Source organism: Rhodococcus sp. NPDC054953 (assembly GCF_053609225.1).
This window is the reverse complement of the sequence record NZ_JBSGXD010000001.1, coordinates 44,092-61,921: the sequence shown is the minus strand read 5'-3', so window position 1 is coordinate 61,921 and position 17,830 is coordinate 44,092. Positions and strand designations below refer to the sequence as shown.

Annotated in this window: 15 protein-coding genes; 10 read left to right on the top strand and 5 right to left on the bottom strand. The window is 72.8% G+C overall.

Features of this window, described 5'->3' with window-relative positions; all coding sequences use genetic code 11:
- The first annotated feature begins 33 nt into the window (after nt 1-33).
- Nucleotides 34-1,233, top strand: coding sequence for an AI-2E family transporter (locus ACWF62_RS00185; RefSeq protein ID WP_378506037.1), 1,200 nt, complete (start codon nt 34-36; stop codon nt 1,231-1,233).
- A 33-nt stretch (nt 1,234-1,266) separates the two neighbouring features.
- On the opposite strand, the gene ACWF62_RS00180 is transcribed toward ACWF62_RS00185, so the two are convergent.
- Together ACWF62_RS00180 and ACWF62_RS00175 are read right to left on the bottom strand one after the other, a co-directional pair.
- Entirely contained in the window at nt 1,267-4,245 is a 2,979-nt protein-coding gene (locus tag ACWF62_RS00180) for an AAA family ATPase (protein ID WP_378505775.1), read from the bottom strand.
- The gene (locus tag ACWF62_RS00175; protein WP_378505774.1) at nt 4,242-5,435 is read right to left on the bottom strand and encodes a metallophosphoesterase family protein; all 1,194 of its coding nucleotides are present in this window, start codon (nt 5,433-5,435) and stop codon (nt 4,242-4,244) included. Before ACWF62_RS00175 ends, ACWF62_RS00180 begins: the two co-directional genes overlap by 4 nt.
- Before the next feature lie 118 nt (nt 5,436-5,553).
- Between ACWF62_RS00175 and ACWF62_RS00170 the strand changes: the two genes are divergently transcribed.
- Nucleotides 5,554-6,537 carry a DUF6542 domain-containing protein gene (locus ACWF62_RS00170; RefSeq protein WP_378505773.1) on the top strand — a complete coding sequence of 328 codons (984 nt, stop codon included), beginning with the start codon at nt 5,554-5,556 and terminating at the stop codon, nt 6,535-6,537.
- Here ACWF62_RS00170 and ACWF62_RS00165 read toward each other — a convergent pair.
- Complete coding sequence (locus tag ACWF62_RS00165) at nt 6,528-7,532, bottom strand: 4-hydroxy-3-methylbut-2-enyl diphosphate reductase (protein WP_378505772.1); 1,005 nt, start codon at nt 7,530-7,532, stop codon at nt 6,528-6,530. The genes ACWF62_RS00170 and ACWF62_RS00165 overlap by 10 nt on opposite strands.
- A 96-nt stretch (nt 7,533-7,628) precedes the next feature.
- On the opposite strand from ACWF62_RS00165, the gene ACWF62_RS00160 reads away from it, so the two are divergent.
- Genes ACWF62_RS00160 through ACWF62_RS00150 form a run of 3 tightly spaced genes read left to right on the top strand, consistent with a single transcriptional unit; the run spans nt 7,629 to nt 9,708 of the window.
- On the top strand, nt 7,629-8,219 hold the full coding sequence (locus ACWF62_RS00160; RefSeq protein ID WP_378505771.1) for a lipid droplet-associated protein: 591 nt from the start codon (nt 7,629-7,631) through the stop codon (nt 8,217-8,219).
- A complete protein-coding gene (gene xseA, locus ACWF62_RS00155) occupies nt 8,216-9,502 on the top strand; it encodes an exodeoxyribonuclease VII large subunit (RefSeq protein ID WP_378505770.1) in 1,287 nt (428 codons plus the stop codon). The genes ACWF62_RS00160 and xseA overlap by 4 nt, the downstream gene beginning before the upstream one ends.
- A complete protein-coding gene (locus tag ACWF62_RS00150; protein ID WP_378505769.1) occupies nt 9,499-9,708 on the top strand; it encodes an exodeoxyribonuclease VII small subunit in 210 nt (69 codons plus the stop codon). Before xseA ends, ACWF62_RS00150 begins: the two co-directional genes overlap by 4 nt.
- Here ACWF62_RS00150 and ACWF62_RS00145 read toward each other — a convergent pair.
- Entirely contained in the window at nt 9,705-10,274 is a 570-nt protein-coding gene (locus ACWF62_RS00145) for a DUF4245 domain-containing protein (protein ID WP_378505768.1), read from the bottom strand. The two genes, ACWF62_RS00150 and ACWF62_RS00145, sit on opposite strands and share 4 nt — an antisense overlap.
- 97 nt (nt 10,275-10,371) lie before the next feature.
- Here ACWF62_RS00145 and ACWF62_RS00140 point away from each other — a divergent pair, with 97 nt between their 5' ends.
- The 3 genes from ACWF62_RS00140 to ACWF62_RS00130 all read left to right on the top strand — a co-directional run bounded on the left by ACWF62_RS00140 (nt 10,372) and on the right by ACWF62_RS00130 (nt 14,302).
- Entirely contained in the window at nt 10,372-11,649 is a 1,278-nt protein-coding gene (locus ACWF62_RS00140; RefSeq protein WP_378505767.1) for a hypothetical protein, read from the top strand.
- A gap of 114 nt (nt 11,650-11,763) precedes the next feature.
- Entirely contained in the window at nt 11,764-12,798 is a 1,035-nt protein-coding gene (gene glpX / locus ACWF62_RS00135; protein ID WP_452629185.1) for a class II fructose-bisphosphatase, read from the top strand.
- Between the two features lie 94 nt (nt 12,799-12,892).
- Nucleotides 12,893-14,302, top strand: a complete 1,410-nt coding sequence (locus ACWF62_RS00130) for a class II fumarate hydratase (RefSeq protein WP_452629184.1) — start codon at nt 12,893-12,895, stop codon at nt 14,300-14,302.
- A 36-nt stretch (nt 14,303-14,338) separates the two neighbouring features.
- Here ACWF62_RS00130 and ACWF62_RS00125 read toward each other — a convergent pair whose 3' ends face one another.
- Nucleotides 14,339-15,220 carry a glycoside hydrolase family 16 protein gene (locus ACWF62_RS00125; protein ID WP_452629183.1) on the bottom strand — a complete coding sequence of 294 codons (882 nt, stop codon included), beginning with the start codon at nt 15,218-15,220 and terminating at the stop codon, nt 14,339-14,341.
- A 306-nt stretch (nt 15,221-15,526) separates the two neighbouring features.
- On the opposite strand from ACWF62_RS00125, the gene ACWF62_RS00120 reads away from it, so the two are divergent.
- Together ACWF62_RS00120 and ACWF62_RS00115 are read left to right on the top strand one after the other, a co-directional pair.
- Nucleotides 15,527-16,486: an NAD-dependent epimerase/dehydratase family protein gene (locus ACWF62_RS00120; RefSeq protein WP_452629182.1), complete on the top strand. Its 960-nt coding sequence runs from the start codon at nt 15,527-15,529 to the stop codon at nt 16,484-16,486.
- 7 nt (nt 16,487-16,493) lie between these two features.
- Complete coding sequence (locus ACWF62_RS00115) at nt 16,494-17,741, top strand: hypothetical protein (protein ID WP_452629181.1); 1,248 nt, start codon at nt 16,494-16,496, stop codon at nt 17,739-17,741.
- Nucleotides 17,742-17,830 lie beyond the last annotated feature (89 nt).

The following is a 17,830-nucleotide window of genomic DNA, read 5'->3' as shown; positions in this document are numbered from 1 at the left end:
CCCCAGGACGAACCGACCGTCAGCGAGACGCCCATCACCACCGGCCCGACGCCGCGGCGGCACCGGTTCCGCGACCGCGGTGAGGTGATCGGCGCTGGCGGCCTGTGGCTTGCCAAGTGGTCGCTGTGCCTGGTCGCGATCGCCGCGGGCGCGTGGGTGGTGTGGGCGGTGCTCGGCCAGCTGTGGGTGGTGGTGCTGCCGGTGCTGATGGCGATCGTGGTGTCCACGGTGCTGTGGCCCCCGACCCGGGGGATGGTGCGCCGCGGCATCCCGCCCGCCGCCGCGGCCGGGATCACCCTCGCCGGGTTCATCGCCGTCTTCGCGGGCATCGTCGCGTTGATCGTGCCGTCCGTCGTCGACCAGGCCCCGGAACTGGCGAACAAGGCCAGCGACGGGCTGCGGCAGGTGCAGGAGTGGGTCAAGGGCCCGCCGTTCAACCTGGGCGACGACCAGATCGACTCCGCGGTGCAGGCGGTCATCACGAAGATCCAGGAGAGCGCCCAGTCCATCGCGACCGGCGTGTTCAGCGGCGTCAGCGCGACCGCGTCGATGCTGATCGCCCTGTTCCTGGTGCTGGTGCTGACGTTCTTCTTCATCAAGGACGGGCCCCGGTTCCTGCCGTGGCTGCACTCGGTGAGCGGCGGCCGCGCGGGCAGGCACTTCGAGGCGGTCGCGGTGCGGGTGTGGGACACCCTCGGCGGCTTCATCCGGACGCAGGCGCTGGTCAGCTTCGTCGACGCGTTCTTCATCGGCCTCGGGTTGGTGGTCCTCGGGGTCCCGCTGGCACCGGTGCTCGCGGTGCTGACCTTCCTCGGCGGCTTCATCCCGATCGTCGGCGCGTTCGTCGCCGGCGCGCTGGCCGTGCTCGTCGCGCTGGTCGCGAAGGGCTGGACCACCGCCCTGATCGTCCTGCTCATCGTGCTCGCGGTGCAGCAGCTGGAGGGCAACGTCCTGCAACCGGTGCTGCAGTCCCGCAGCATGAACCTGCACGCCGCGATCGTGCTGCTCGCGGTGACCGGGGGCAGCTCCCTGTACGGCATCGTCGGCGCGTTCCTCGCGGTCCCGGTCGCCGCGTGCGTCGCGGTGGTGATCCGCTACATCGGTGAACAGGTCGACCGGAAGCTCGACGACGGTGACCCCGCGCCCGATCGCCCCGCCGCGCCGCGGGATGCGGAGGGCGACGAACCGGGTCCGGCGGGCGACCCGCGCCCGGTGGTGGCGGATCCGCGGTAGCGGCTATCCCGACGGCGATGCGCGCGGGCCGCGCTACGCGACGACCTCCAGGGTGGATCCGGCCCGGCCGCGCAGCACGTGCAGCCGGCTCGGGATCCGCTGCCGCATCTCGTCGACGTGGCTGACGATCCCGACGACCCGGCCACCCTCACGCAGTTCGTCGAGCACCCCCATCACCGCCTCGAGGGTGTCCGCGTCGAGGGTGCCGAACCCCTCGTCGATGAACATGGTGTCCAGGACGAGGCCCCCGGATTCGGCGGCGACGACGTCCGCCAGGCCGAGCGCCAATGCCAGTGACGCCAGGAACGACTCGCCGCCGGAGAGGGTCTTCGCGGAGCGCACCACGCCGGTGTAGTCGTCCCGGATGTCGAGGCCGAGACCGCCCCGCTTGCCGCGCGGGCCCGCGCCGTCCTCGTGCACGAACTCGTAACGGCCACCGGACATTCGGCGCAGTCGCACCGACGCCGACAGCGCGACCTCCTCGAGCCGGGCGGCGAGGACGTACGAGCGCAGCGACATCTTGCGCGCGTTCTGCCCGCGGCCGGCGATGACCTCGGCCAGCGCGGCCAGTTCCTCGTACCGGCGCAGCGCGGGGCCGAGCGCGGCGACCTCGTCGGTCAGGGCCAGCGCATAGTGTTCGACCTTCGCGGCGCGGGCGTCCGCGGTGGTCGCCGCCGCGGCTGCCGCGTCCCTGCCCTCCCTGGCTGCCGCGTCCGCGGCCTCCGCGGCGGGCACATCCGCGGGACCGAGGCGGACCGCCTCAACCACCGCCGGATCGGCGAGGACTGCCTCGGACAGCAGCCGTTCCTCGGCCGCGGCGGCGAGAATTGCGTCGATCTCCGCGATCCGCTCCCCGGTCCGCGCCGCCGACCGGGCGTCGGGCAGGTCCACGAACCCCGCGTCGGAGGACGCCCGTGCGGCCCGATCCGCCGCGTCCGCCGCCGCGACCGCGGCGCTCGCCGCGGCGGCACGCTGGTCTCGCAGTGCGGTGGCCGCGTCGGCGAGTGCCCCGAGGCGGTCGTGCCTGGCCTGCAGGTCGGACTCGCCGCCGATCGCGTCCTCGACGGCCCGGTCCAGCTCGGCGAGCCGCGCCGCACCGTCCGCGATCCGCTGTTCCAGTGCCGCGAGATCGGCGGACAGCCGCTGCGCCCGGGCCGCCAGGTCCTCGCTCTCCGCGCGCAGCCGCGCCACCGCCGCCTCCGCCGTCGCCAGGGTGGCCGCCGTTGCCTCGGCCGCGGACCGCGCCGCGTCCGCCGCGGTCGCTGCGGCGGCCAGCGCGTCCGCGTCGGCGTCCCCGACCCGGTCGGCGAGCACCCCCGCCGTGCGATCCAGGTCGGCCAGCGCGGCGGTCGCGGCCTCGAGTTCCCCGGCGCGGGTCTGCTCGACCACGCGGGCGTCGTCCTCGTCGGACTTGGACACGGCATCCGCGGCCGGACGGGCGGGTGTCGGATGCTCGTCGGAGCCGCACACCGGGCAGGGCGCCGCGGTCGCGAGTCCGGCCGCCAGTTCCGCGGCCATCCCCGCGATCCGCTGCTCGCGCACCGTCGCCAGCACCTCACGCGCATCCAGGTGGGTGTCGCGGGCCCGCCGATGCCGGTCGGCGGCCGCGGCGCGCCGGGCCCGCACCCGGCCGAGTTCCCGTGCCGCGGTGAGGCGTTCCCGGGTCGCCTCGCACTGCGTCGTGAGGGCGGGCAGCGACGCCGCGGCGGCACGGGCCCGCATCAGCTCCGCGTCGGCCCGCTCCACCTCGGCGGGAATCTCGGCTCGCCTCGACTCGAGAGTGGCTGTGGCCGTGATCAGTTCGTCGCGTCGGACGTGTGCGGCGTCCTGGTCCCGCCGCGCCGATCGGCGCTGTTCGTCCCGTCGGATCAGCTCACCGAGCCGTGCGACCTCGGCACTCCAGCCCCGCACCGCCGCGGCCAACACCTGCGCGTCGTCCGGCGCCGCAGGCCAACTGACCCGCTCGAGCAGCGCCGCGCCCTCCGGCTCCCGCCGCACGACGCTGGCGAGGTCCTCGGTGCGGGCCCGTTCCCGACCCGCGACGCCCGCGGCAGCCACCGCGAGCTCCTCCGCGGTCGCCACCGGCACCGCGCGGACCGCCCGGTCCCGTTCCGCGGCGAGCAGCTCCCGCGCCGACTGCCCGGTAGCGAGCTCGGCGAGCCGGGCCTTGGCCCGGGCCGCGCGGTCCTGCGACTGCCGCACCTCCCTGGCGCGGCCAAGGGCGTGCTCGGTTCGCTCCGCCGTCGCCCGCGCGGTCGCCAACACGGTGGAGGCGGCGTCCGCGGCCTCCCGCGACTCGTCGACCAGCCTGCCCGCCCACGCCACCGGATCGGCGTCGGCTCCCGCCTCGATGCCCGCCGCCGCCGACACCTGCGCCGCGATCCGGTCGACCGTCGTCTTGGTGCCGGACACCGCCGCCTCCGCCTCGCGTCTGCGCTCCGCGAACCACTCCTCGACGGTGGCGAACCGGCCCGTGTCGAACAGCCGTTCCAGGAGCACTCCCCGCTCCTCGGTGTCCGCCCGCAGGAACCGCGCGAAGTCGCCCTGTGGGAGCAGGACGACCTGGAAGAACTGGTCCGCGCTCATCCCGAGCAGCCGGCCGACCGCGTCACCGATCTCGTCGAGACGGGTCAGGTTCTCACCGCGCCCGTCGAGCCACTCGAGGGTGGCCTTGGCGTTCTCCTTGGTGGTGCCGGTGCCGCGCAGCTTCGGGCGCTGGTATTCGGGGCTGCGGGTGATCCGCAGTCGCCTGCCGCCGATCGTGGCCTCGAGCACCACCCGCGGCGGCGTGCCCGGTGCCGCGTGATCGGACAGCAGTCGCTTGCCCTCCTGCCTGGCTCCGGGCACCCGCCCGTACAGGGCGAACGCGACCGCGTCGAGGATCGTGGTCTTGCCGGCGCCGGTCTGCCCGTGCAGCAGGAACAGCCCGTCCGCGCCGAGTTCGTCGAAGTCGACGGTCACGGTGTCCCCGAACGGCCCGAATGCGGTCACCTCGAGGTCGTGCAGCCTCACGCGACGGACTCCGCGTCGCGGTCGTGGCCGCCGGAGGACCGGCCGTCGACCTCCCGGTCCGCGGCACCGAGCGCCCGCTCCACCCAGCGCAGCTCGCCGGGCGTCGGCTCGGCGCGCACGTCGGTCAGGAAGCTGGCAACGATCTCCCGATCGGTCCGTCCGCGCACCTTGTCCCGGTACTTGAGGTCCGAATCATCCTGCGGTCTCACCCATTCCAGGTGGACCAGGTGCGGGAACCGTCCCCGCAGGACCCGCATCGCATCGACCGGTCGCACCCGGTCGGTGAGCACGGCGGAGACGTAGTCGTCGGTCGCCGCCGCGAACGCGTCGTCGGTGAGCAGGTCCTCGACGGTGCCGGTCACCTGACTCAGGCCGCGCACCACCGGAAGATCGTGCCGCTCGACCGCGGCGAGCCCGTCGGCGTCGAGGTCGACGATCCACACCGCCTTCCGGTGCGACCGTTCCCCGAACGAGTACGGCAGCGGCGAGCCGGAGTAGCGCACCCGGTCCGTCAACGTCTGCGGCGAGTGCAGGTGCCCCAACGCGACGTAGTCGACCCCGTCGAACGCGGATGCGGACACCGTCTCCACCCCGCCGACCGAGATCGACCGCTCCGATCCCGTCGCCTCCGCGCCGACCACGAACGCGTGCGCGAGCACCACCGACCGGGCCGCGGCACCGGTCGCGGCGCGGGCAGCGAGATCCGCGCGGACGCGGGCCATCGCCGCGTCCAGGATGTCGGCGTGCGTCCGCGCCGCCGGGACCCCGAGCTCCGCGCGGGTGGTCTCCGGTTCCAGGTAGGGGATGCCGTAGAACGCGACGGGCCCGTGCTCGTCGCTCAGCAGGACCGGCGCCGCCACGTCGGCGACCCGCGTCAGCAGGTGCAAACCCCCGGCCGCCGCGAACGCCGCGCCAGCACCGAGCCGCGCGGGCGAGTCGTGGTTCCCCGACGTCGCGACGATCACCGCACCGGCGGCGCGGATTGCCTCGAATCCCCGGTTGCACACCGTGACGGCGTCCGCGCTGGGGACGGCCCGGTCATAGACGTCCCCGGGCACCACCACCACCTCCACCCGGTGCTCGGCAACCAGCCCCGCGATCGCGGCGAGCGCCGCGGCCTGGTCCGCCAGCAGGTCCACACCGTGGAAGGTGCGGCCGACGTGCCAGTCGGAGGTGTGCAGGATTCGCATGAGGCGACCGTAGACGAGGGCACCGACATCGACGCCCGGCCGGGGTCGCGGCGGAGATCGTTCCCACACGCGGTCCCACCGACGCCGGGTTCGGACCACGAGCCGCTAGTGTCTAGGCGTGTCTGCAACCCAACGCGCTCGATCCGGGGTGCCGCTCGCGCAGCGATCGGCGTTGCCCACCCTCCCGGGCGTGCCGGCCTGGGGCGCCGTCCTGATCGCGGCCGCGTCCGCCCTGCTCGGGATCGTCATCGACGCCGTCCGCGGCAGCGAACTGACCGCGACCTTCTCCGTGTTCTTCTTCCTCGGCTGCCTGGCCGCCGTCCTCGCCGTCCGCAACCGCGGCCTGTTCACCGCGATGATCCAGCCCCCGCTGATCCTCGTGGTCGCGGTGCCGCTCGCGTACCAGCAGTTCACCCCCGGCGGGGGCGGCATCAAGGATCTGCTGTTCAACGTCGCGATCCCGCTGGTCAACCGGTTCCCGCTGATGCTGACGACCACGCTCGTCGTGCTCGCGGTCGGGGCGGGCCGGATGTACATCCGGCACCAGGCGGCCGGCGTCGTCGCCCGGCCTGCGCGACGCACCGGCGAGCGCCGGACCGAGCCGAAGCGGACGGCACCGGACCGCCGCCCCGCCGCCGACGTGGACGACGACCGTCAACCCGACGAGCACCGCGCCGAGGACCAGCGGTCCCGCCCGACACGGGATCGACGGCCGGGTCGCGGCACCGATCGGCCCGCGGATCCGGTCCGCCCGGCCCATGCGACGGGCAGCTTCCCGACCGGCCGCTACCCGGCCCGCGGCGGGCACGACGAGGCCTCGGAGGAACGAACCGAGTCCTTCGACCGCCCGCAGCCATACGCGGGCCCCCGGGACCGGGTGCCACCCCACGACCAGGACCGGCACGTCAGGCCGGACCGGGCACCCGGATACCGGCACGACACCGCCCCGGCGACCGCGTCGTTCCCGGGACCGCGCCCGGCACCGCACGCCGAGCGCCGCGCCCAACGACCCGATCCGGACGTCCCCGTGCACCCGGTCCCGCAGGTGCGGTACCGGGACCGGGACGACGCCAGGCAGGACCCCCCGTACCGCTACCGCTGAGCGGGCTTGCGCAGCTCGCGGGGCAGGGAGAACACCAGCGTCTCGTTCGCCGTGGTCACCGTCTGCACGTCACCGAATCCGTGCTCGGCGAGCAGGTCGAGCACGCCGCTGACCAGGATTTCCGGCACCGACGCGCCGGAGGTGACGCCGACCGTGCGCACCCCGTCCAACCAGGTCGGGTCGATCTCGCGGGCGTAGTCGACCAGGTACGACGCCGTCGCCCCCGCACCGAGCGCCACCTCGACGAGGCGCACCGAGTTCGACGAGTTCCGGGACCCGACGACGATGACGAGGTCGCATTCCGGGGCCATCGCCTTGACCGCGACCTGCCGGTTCTGGGTGGCGTAGCAGATGTCGTCGCTCGGCGGGTCCTGCAGCTTCGGGAACTTCTCCCGCAGTCGGGCCACCGTCGCCATCGTCTCGTCGACGCTCAGCGTCGTCTGGGACAGCCAGATGACCTTGTTCTCGTCCCGGACCGTGACGGCGTCCACGGACTCGGGGCCGTCCACCAACTGCACGTGGTCGGGCGCCTCACCGGCGGTGCCCTCGACCTCCTCGTGCCCCTCGTGACCGATCAGCAGGATGTCGAAGTCGTCGCGGGCGAACCGCTTCGCCTCCTGATGGACCTTGGTCACCAGCGGGCAGGTCGCGTCGATGGTGTGCAGGCTGCGGGCCTCCGCCGCCTCGTGCACGGCCGGGGAGACACCGTGCGCGGAGAACACCAGCACCGACCCCTCCGGCACCTCGTCGGTCTCGTCGACGAACACCACGCCGCGCTCGGAGAGGGTGTCGACGACGTGCCGGTTGTGCACGATCTCCTTGCGCACGTAGATCGGCGCGCCGTGCTTCTCCAGCGACCGCTCCACCGTTTCCACCGCGCGATCGACGCCCGCGCAGTAGCCGCGCGGCTCGGCGAGCAGGACCCGCTTGCCACTCACCGTGGACGACGTGCCGGTGCCGGCGATTCCCAGATTCAGGGGGACAGCAGATGACATGCCTCCAGGGTACGGGTGGCGGCCCGCCGCGACCCGCCCAGCCGGGCGGGGCGTGCCCGGCTACCAATTGCCGCGTCGGTAGGGCACCCTGGGACCATGTTCCGTCCCCCATTCGCGGCCCGGGTGGCTGCCGGCATCGCGGTCACCCTCGTCGAAGAGGTGCAGAAGCTTCCGACCACCGCGGTCACCCTGCCGATGACCGCGATCTCCTCGATGCTGCAGACGGGCATGCAGGTGCAGCAGACCGTCACCGCCCTCGCCATCAAGGGGGACGAGGCGCTGGCCGGGTTGTTCCCGCAGTCCGAGGAGCAGCCCACCTGGGCGACGTTCGACGAGGACGCCGCACCGGCCGCTGCGTCCGACGGCGCCGGGCGGCCCGCACCGTCCGCGCCTGCGAATCAGGGCCGGTTCGAGCTGTATTCGATGTCGCCCGCGGAGCCGGCCCCCGCGCCAGCGGCCGATGCGGCGCCCGGCGGCGCCGCGTCGGCGGCCGCGGACGGCGACCGCGCCGAGATCGTCGACTACCTGGACTACGACAACCTCACCCTCGCCCAGCTGCGGGCCCGGCTGCGGACCCTGTCCGTGGAGGAACTGACCGCGCTGCTCGACCACGAGAACGGCACCCGGAGCCGGGCCCCGTTCCAGACGATGCTCGGCAACCGGATCACCTCCGCCACCGCCAAGTGACCGCGGCCAGCCCCACCCCGTCGACCGCCCGGCCGTCCGCGCAGACGTCGAACTCGGCGGAGAATCCATGGCCGGTCCGATCGGTGTCGACCAAGGTCGCGGCCTGGATCGACCGGCTCGGCAGCATCTGGGTCGAGGGCCAGATCACCCAGATCAACGTCCGGCCCGGCACCAGGACCGCGTTCCTGGTGCTCCGCGACCCGTCCGCGGACATGTCCCTGTCGGTGACCTGCTCCCCGAACCTGATCCGGGACAGCCCGATCCCGTTGACCGAGGGCACCCGCGTGGTGATGTTCGGGAAACTGTCGTTCTACACCGGGCGCGGCACCGTCTCGCTGCGGGTGACCGAGATCCGGCCCGTCGGGATCGGGGAGCTGCTCGCCCGGATCGAACGGCTCCGCGGCCTGCTCGCCGCGGAGGGCCTGTTCGATCCGCGGCTCAAGCGCCCGCTGCCGTTCCTGCCCCGCACGATCGGGCTGATCACCGGCCGGGCGAGCGCCGCCGAGCGGGATGTGCTCAGCGTCGCGGGGGCCCGCTGGCCCGCGGTGAACTTCGCCGTCCGCAACACCGCCGTCCAGGGTCCGACCGCGACCGCGCAGATCGTCGCCGCGCTCGCCGAACTGGACGCCGACCCCGACGTCGAGGTGATCGTCCTCGCGCGCGGCGGCGGCAGCGTCGAGGACCTGCTGCCGTTCTCCGACGAAACGCTGTGCCGGGCGATCGCCGCAGCGACCACACCGGTGGTCAGCGCGATCGGACACGAGCCGGACAGCCCGCTCTGCGATCTGGTCGCGGACGTGCGCGCGGCGACACCGACCGACGCGGCGAAGCGGGTGGTTCCCGACGCGGCCGCCGAGCAGGCCCTGGTCGCGGAGTTCCGGGCCAGGGGCGCGGCCGCGCTGCGGAACTGGGTGGCGAGGGAGGCCCGCGCCCTCGCCGACCTGCGCAGCAGGCCGGTGCTGGCCGACCCGCTGGCCGCCGTGGATCGGCGGGCCGAGGAGGTGACCCGGCTCCGGGATGCGGCGCGTCGGGACATCCGGTGGCTCGTTGACGGGCAGGGCACCATCCTCGGGCACATGGCGGCGCGGTTGACCACCCTCGGCCCGGCCGCCACCCTCGCCCGCGGCTACGCGGTGGTGCAGCGGGTGGTGCCGGGATCGGATCCGGAGGTGCTCAGGTCGGTCGAGGACGCACCGCCGGGGACGCAGCTGCGGGTGCGGGTCGCGGACGGCGCGGTGATCGCGGCAACGATGGGCAGGGACAAGGCAGGAGAGCAGAAGTGAACGAACCGGTGTCCGAACTCGGCTATGAGGCCGCCCGCGACCAGCTCGCGGAGGTGGTCAAGCTGCTCGAGCAGGGTGGGCTCGACCTCGACCACTCGCTGGCACTGTGGGAGCGCGGCGAGGCGCTCGCCACCCGGTGCGAGGAGCACCTCGCGGGCGCGCGGGCCCGGGTGGAGAAGGCCCTCGCGCACACCGAGGATTCCTAGGGATCGATCGGCTGGGCCTGGCCGACCGCGGTCGCCAGGTCACCGAACTCCTCCGCGGTGCCGCTGCCGGTGATCAGGACCCGGGCATCGGCGAGGTCGGCCACCCAGATCGGTTCGCTGCCCTCCTCGGCGAACTGCACCCAGGAGGTACCCGCGAAGGTCTCGGCGCCTGCCGCGGCCCGTGGTGCGCCCGCGACCCACTCCACCAGGGCCTGCTCCGCGGCATTCGACTGGCTGAGCTGCACGTAGCGGCCCGCGTCGGTGATGTAGCCGACGGTGCTGACGTCGCCGCCCGCGTCACCGCTGACCGTGCCGCGGCTGCCGGAGTTCGGCTGCCAGGAGTCGGGCACCGCGGGGTTGCGGACCGGGAAGCCCAGTTCGGCGGCGTCGAACGTCAACGCGGTGTCGATGTCGAACTGCGGAACCGGCCCGGCGGTCGGGCCGCCAGGGCTGAACGAACACGATTGTGCGACCGCCGCGATCACGATCGCGAACAGGGCGAGGGGAATCAGCGACCAGATGATGTCGCGATTGTCCTGCAGATACCGGGGTTTCTTGCCAGCCACGTGGTCGAGTATCCCAGCACAGCGCGCGGTGGCGGCGATCGGGACCACCGACGAAACCCTTACGCAAAGTTACATACATGTGATTGGTTATCCGACCATGAGCCTTCGCAGACGACTCCCCCGGCCGCATCGTCTGGTGCTGGCGTGCGCCGGCCTGGCGCTCGCCGCCGCCGCGACCGCGCTGCCCGCCGCCGCGGCCCCGCGCGCTGCGGTCGACCTCGGCTACCACGACCTGCTCGATCTGGTCCCGGCCAACGCCGACGCCGAGTTGCCGGGCGGGCTGGATCCGAGACTGCCCACGGACTCCCGAACCCTCGATGCCGCGGTCGACGCGGCCCGAGCCGACGGCCTTCCGCCCGCCCGCTACGCGGCCCTGCTCCACCAGTACTGGCTGGCCAGGGGTGCCGAGGCCGCCGGCATCGACCTCGGCGCCTGGGATCCCGGCACCGGGTTCCTGGCGAACGCGGACCTGGTGAACCGCGTGTACGCGAACTACGGCAGGTACCAGCGGGAGCGCGACGAACTGAACTGGGCGGGCATGGCCGGGATGGCAGGCGCCTCGTTCACCGCCGGTTTCCTGGACATCGACACGGGCCGGGTCGTGCTGTCGGTCGAGGCGGTGCACCGGATCGGCGAGGCGGTCGCTGCTGCGGTCGGCGCGCTGCCGGTCGGCGTCGCCGCCGGCCTGCCCGCGGACGTGCGGGCGCTCGCCACCGTCGCGCCCACCCTCACCGCCGACGACCTGGACTGGTACCAGCGGCGGCTGCTGGTGATGCAGAAGCACATCTACTTCGACATGGTGCCGATGCACGAGGCGTACCTGAACGGGGGATTCCCCGCGATCGAGGAGATGCGGGCGGCCGGGCTGTTCGACGACAACACCGCGGCCGCCTGGGACGCGATCCGGACCGGCACCCCCGCGGGGCGCGCGGACGCGGTGCTGCGGATGGCGGACCGTGAACAGAACACGATCGTCGCCGACCAGTGGGACGCGACCGCGCGCGGGCGGGACGGCGCAGGCCGGGTGCTCGCGTACCTGACCACCGTCGCCGCGCAGCCGTCGATTCCCGGCACCCGAGCACCGGGCGTCTTCGCACCGCTCACCGCGCACGCGACGGTGGCCGACGGGTCAGGCGTCCGGGTGCAGGCCCCGCTGCCCGACTTCAACTGGGCCGACCGGGGCCCGCGGTGGCGGTACATCGCCGACGACACCGCGCCCGCCTACCAGCGCCTGGCCGAGCAGCGACCCGAGCAGGTTGACGCGCTGCTGGGGCAACCGTTCGCGGAGTTCGCCGACCGGCAGCGGATGGTGTCCCGCGCACCCGCCCTGGTTCGGGACCTGACCTCGGGATGGTCGGTGGTCCGGGAGCCGTAGACCGGAGCGGGGCGATCCGGGCGCGGGATGAGATAATTGCGCGGCGCGATCTGCTTCGCGCCACAGCCGGAACACCAGGGCGGCCCCCGCGTCGCCAGCAAGGAGACACCGCCGATGACGGCCAACACGGGTCACCGCGAGGCACCGGACCGCAACCTCGCCCTCGAGTTGGTGCGGGTGACCGAGGCGGCGGCCATGGCCGCGGGCCGCTGGGTCGGGCGGGGCGACAAGGAGGGCGGCGACGGTGCCGCCGTCGACGCGATGCGCCACATGGTCAGCTCGGTCTCGATGCAGGGTGTCGTCGTCATCGGTGAGGGCGAGAAGGACGAGGCCCCGATGCTGTACAACGGCGAGGAGGTCGGCAACGGCGACGGCCCGCTGTGCGACGTCGCGGTCGACCCGATCGACGGCACCACGCTGATGAGCAAGGGCGCGCCCGGCTCGATCGCGGTGCTCGCGGTCTCCGAGCGCGGTGCCATGTTCGACCCGTCGGCCGTGTTCTACATGGACAAGATCGCGGTCGGCCCCGAGGCCGCCGACGTGATCGACCTGGCGGCGGGCGTCGCGGAGAACATTCGTCGGGTCGCGAAGGCGAAGAACCGCGCCGTCTCCGACACCACCGTGACGATCCTCGACCGTCCCCGGCACGCCGACATCATCCGCGAGATCCGGGACACCGGTGCCCGGATCCGACTGATCTCCGACGGCGACGTCGCGGGCGCGATCGCAACGGCCCGCCCGGATTCCGGGGTCGACATGCTGCTCGGCATCGGCGGCACCCCCGAGGGCATCATCGCCGCAGCGGCAATGCGCTGCATGGGCGGCGCGCTGCAGGGCAGGCTGGCCCCGAAGGACGACGAGGAGCGCGCGAAGGCGATCGCCGCGGGCCACGACCTGGACCGGGTGCTGCGCACCGAGGAACTGGTCACCGGCGAGAACATCTTCTTCTGCGCGACCGGCGTCACCGACGGCGAACTGGTCAAGGGTGTCCGCTACTACGGCGGCGGCGCGACGACGCAGTCGATCGTGATGCGGTCGAAGTCCGGCACGGTCCGGATGATCGAGGCCTACCACCGCCTCGAGAAGCTGCACGAGTTCTCGTCGATCAACTTCGACGGCGTCGACGGCGCCAACCCGCCCCTCCCCTGATGTAGGCGCTGCGCGCCTGTGAGTCCTTTTGGCCCCTACCGGGGCCAAAAGGACTCACAGGCGGCGGAGCCGCTTGGGTGGCAAGCTTGGCGGCATGGCTGAGAACAGCGAACCGCGGTTCCGTATCGAGCACGACACGATGGGCGAGGTCCGGGTTCCGGTCGACGCACTCTGGCGTGCCCAGACCCAGCGCGCGGTGGAGAACTTCCCGATCTCGGGGCGCGGTCTCGAGCGGGCGCAGATCCGGGCGCTCGGCCTGCTCAAGGCGGCCTGCGCGCAGGTCAACCACGACCTCGGGCTCCTCGACGGCGGCCGGGCCGCCGCGATCGTCGCCGCCGCGACCGAGATCGCCGACGGCCGCCACGACGACCAGTTCCCGATCGACGTGTTCCAGACCGGGTCCGGGACGAGCTCCAACATGAACGCGAACGAGGTGATCGCGTCCATCGCCCAGGCGAACGGTGTGGACGTCCACCCGAACGACCACGTCAACATGTCGCAGTCGTCGAACGACACCTTCCCGACCGCAACCCACCTTGCCGCGACCGAGGCGGCGGTCCGGGAGCTGATCCCGGCGCTCGACCATCTCCGGCTGGCGCTGGTGGACAAGGCGACCGAGTGGCGGACGGTGGTGAAGTCGGGGCGCACCCATCTGATGGACGCGGTACCGGTGACCCTCGGTCAGGAGTTCGGCGGGTACGCCCACCAGGTCGAGGCGGGCATCGAGCGGGTCGTTGCGGCTCTCCCCCGGCTCGGCGAGCTGCCGATCGGCGGCACCGCCGTCGGCACCGGGCTCAACGCCCCGGACGGCTTCGGCCCGAAGGTCGTTGCACAGCTGGTGGCCTCGACCGGGATCGACGCCCTGTCCCCGGCCCGGAACAGCTTCGAGGCGCAGGCGGCGCGGGACGGCCTCGTCGAGGCGTCCGGTGCGCTGCGCACGATCGCGGTGTCGCTGACGAAGATCGCCAACGACATCCGCTGGATGGGCTCGGGTCCGCTGACCGGCCTCGGCGAACTCCACCTGCCGGATCTACAGCCGGGCAGCTCGATCATGCCGGGCAAGGTGAATCCGGTTCTGCCGGAGGCGGTCACCCAGGTCGCCGCGCAGGTCGTCGGCAACGATGCGACCGTCGCCTGGTGCGGCGCCGCCGGCGCCTTCGAGCTCAACGTGTACATCCCGGTGATGGCCCGCAACATCCTGGAGTCGATCCGGTTGCTGGCCAACGTGTCCCGATTGTTCGCCGACCGGTGCGTCGCGGGGCTGGTCGCGAACACCGAGCACCTGCGCAGGCTCGCGGAGTCGTCCCCGTCGATCGTGACGCCGCTGAACTCGGCGATCGGCTACGAGGAGGCCGCCGCGGTCGCGAAGGAGGCGCTGCGGGAACGGAAGACGATCCGGCAGACGGTCATCGACCGCGGACTGGTCGGCGACGGACTGTCCGAGGAGGAACTGGACCGCAGGCTCGACGTGCTCGCGATGGCGAAGGTCCCGCCGCAGCGGTAGCACCCGGCGGGCGACCCGGCAGGCCACCCGCTCCGGTCAGGCAGCCGGGTCGTACGCCCACACCGACACCCAGTCGACGAGCAGGTTGCCGTTGCTGGTGCCGTTGCCGTTGGTCTCGGCCTGCAACTGCCAGCGCATCGGCGTCGACGGGACCCAGGCCGTGCTGTCGAGGACCACCCGGTCGTCGAGCAGGTAGCGGATCCGGCCGGGCGACCATTCGATCGTGTACGTGTGCCAGTCGGTGAACCGGGCGCCGATGTCCGCGGCGACGTCCTGACACCCGCCGACGCACGAGCCGGCGCCGGAGTAGTGGTGGAAGCCGCCGACGGTGCCAGCGAGGCCACCCTCGGGGAAATCGAATTCGCCGTCGGCCGGCCACCGCTCGGACTGCGGCCACAGCAGCCAGGCGACGTAATACTCGTTCAGGTTCGGATTATCGACCTTGAATCGCGCGGAATAGCGACCGTAGGTTTGATATTGGTTCGCCCCGTCGATCAGCGGGGACGGATTCGCGCCGGCCGGAACCCCGTTCACCGGGCGCAGATGGAAATTCATCACACCGTTCCCGACGCTGAGCACCTGGTCCGGTCGATAGGGCCGCTTCTGATAGGTGTCCAGATAGCAGCTGGGATAGGTGCGCCACTTCTGGCCCTCGGCACCGGTGTAGACGATGCGGTCCGGCTCGCAGGCGTTCGCCCAGCTTCCGACCGCGGCGTCCCTGGTGAAGTCGTCGACGAAAATCTGCCGCCAGCCAGGGCGGTTGCCGCGGGGTGCGGCGACACCCGACGGCGCGGGTGTCGCGACGTCGGTGCCGGGCGACGGCGCGGCAACGGATCCGGGGAAGGCGCCCGCCTGCGGCACGCCGACGGCCGCGCCGACCGTCGCGGCGACGACGAGGGACAGCAGGCACCGGGTCACCCGGCCCGATGTCGACGCCCGCGCACTGGTGCGGGTGAGTTCTCGAATGGATCCGGTTTCGCGCACACGACTTCGAACCATGTGGTTCCCCATTCACGACAAAGAGCGATGAGCGGGTGGTTCGCATGCGATGCCCGAGAAAATGTTCTCGAATCCGACGCTAGCACGGTGCATTACGAATTTCCGGGCAGGCGCGACCCGACATGCGGGAGTCGCCGCGCAGCGGGGTGACCCTGACGCCCCCATGGTCGCTGCGGTGCGCCTAGACTCCCGAGCGACATCGGAGAAGTAAGGGAAGGCAAACCTGTGCGAGTGGTGGTCACCGGCGGTGCCGGGTTCATCGGGTCGACGCTGGTCGACCGGCTACGCGGTGACGGCCACCGGGTACTCGTCGTCGATAACCTGAGCCGCGGCCGGGAGCACAACCTCGCCGCCGCACTCGCCGCCGACGGCGTCGACCTCGAACTCCTCGACGTCCGGCACGACGACATCGACCGCATCTTCGGGGTGTTCGCGCCCGAGGTGGTCTTCCACCTCGCCGCACAGATCGACGTCCGACGCAGCGTCGCCGACCCGGTCGCGGACGCCGAGACCAACATCATCGGCACGCTCCGCGTCGCCGCGGCGGCCGTGCGCGCGGGGGTCCGCAAGATCGTCTTCACCTCGTCGGGCGGATCGATCTACGGAGCCCCCGCGACACTCCCCGTCTCCGAACAGGTTCCGGTGCGGCCCGCCTCGCCGTACGCGGCGGGCAAGGTCGGCGGCGAGTACTACCTCGACAGCTTCCGCCTCCTGCACGGCCTGGACTGCTCCCACATCGCCCCCGCCAACGTCTACGGCCCCCGTCAGGATCCGCACGGCGAGGCCGGAGTGGTGGCGATCTTCGCGCGCGAGATGCTCGCCGGACGGCCGACCACCCTGTTCGGCGACGGCGGCAACACCCGCGACTACGTATACGTCGACGACGTCGTCTCGGCGATGGTCGCCGCGTCCGGGGCCGCCGGGTCGGGTCTGCGGTTCAACATCGGCACCGGCGTGGAGACGAGCGACCTGGAACTCAACCGCCTCGTCGCCCGCGCCACCGGCACCACGGTGGACCCCCTGTGGAAACCCGCGCGTCCCGGCGACGTCCGGCGGTCCGCGCTCGACGCGGGCCAGGCCCGCCGCATCCTCGGCTGGCACCCCACGGTCGGGCTCGCCGAGGGCATCGCCCGCACGGTCGCCCACTTCCGCGAGTTGGGCGTGAGCCGACCGGTCGCCGTCTGAGGTGTCCGTGACCGACCGTTCCACCGTCCGGGTCGGCCACCTGGACGTGATGCACAGCCGCACCCGGATCACCGCGATCATCGGGCCCGTCGAGCTGCCCCCGGTCGACGTCGTCGCCGACCGCCTCGCCGCGATGGCCGCGGTCGGTCCCAATGCCCGGCTGGGTCTGCACCCGTCGCCGGTGTCGAACCGGTGGACGTTCGACCCCGCCGCCCACCGACCCACGGTCAGGCGCGTCGCGCCCCCGCGCTCACCGATGGACCTGTACGACCCCGAGCCCGACACCGCCGCGCCCGCACCGGAACCCGACGACCATCGCCCGCGTCCGACGAGCATCGTCCTCGCCGGCGACTACCTGCGCACCGATCACAGTCACGGCCTCGGCGAGGTTGCCCTCGCGCTCGCGATGCACGGCGTGATCCTGGGGACGATCGACCCGACCGACCCGAACGTCTGGCGTCCGTCGGGTCGCCGCGGCAGCGGAATCGCGGCGGCACTGGCGCGGACCTACGGGACCGACCCGCTACGGCTCTTTGCGTTGCGCAGTGCACTGCACCGGCGTCCGGAATCGGCACCGCCCGAGACGATTCCGTGGGTCCCCGATCGCTCGGGGGCCGCGGCGACGATGCCGCCGGAGACGGTGGCGCGGCTGCGCGCCTGGCGGGACAGCAACGACCCGAGCGTGTCGATGTTCGCGGTGATCGCCGCGACGCTGCACCGCGGGCTGGCCGCGTCGGGCATCGAGATCGACGACGTCGTGACGGTGACCCTCGACGCCCGCCGCTACCTGCCAAAGGGCCGTGTCCCGCTGGGCAACTTCGTGTCCGGGCTGGAGTTCGACCTCGGCCGCGCACCGAGCCCGCGCCGGATCCACCGGGCCAGCGCGGGCGCGACGGCGTCGGGTCGCCCGGTGGCAAACCTGGCACTGAACGCGGCCCGGACCCGCGTCGGCCTGCGCACCGGACGGCAGGCCGACGCGCGGCGGGACCGCCCGCGCCACCCCCGGGCCCGGCTGCTGTTCTCCAGCCTTGGCGTCATCCCCCGCACCGGACGCGTTCCGTGGCGGGACACCGCGGCGCCGTTCTACGCGGCGCACAACGATCCGACCGGACCCGACGGCGTCACCGTCACCTGGGCGATCGTCGAGGGCGCGGTCATCGCGTCGGCCTCGTTCCACGGCAACGTCTTCCCGCGCGCGCAGGTCCAGGAAGGCCTGACACGGGCGGTCACCGATCCGCTCACCCTGCTCGCCTGACCCGATTCCGCGACCACAACCCCGTTCCGTAAGATAGGCAAGCCTTCCCTACGATGGGTGGCCGCGCCCCATGACGATCCCGGAGATTC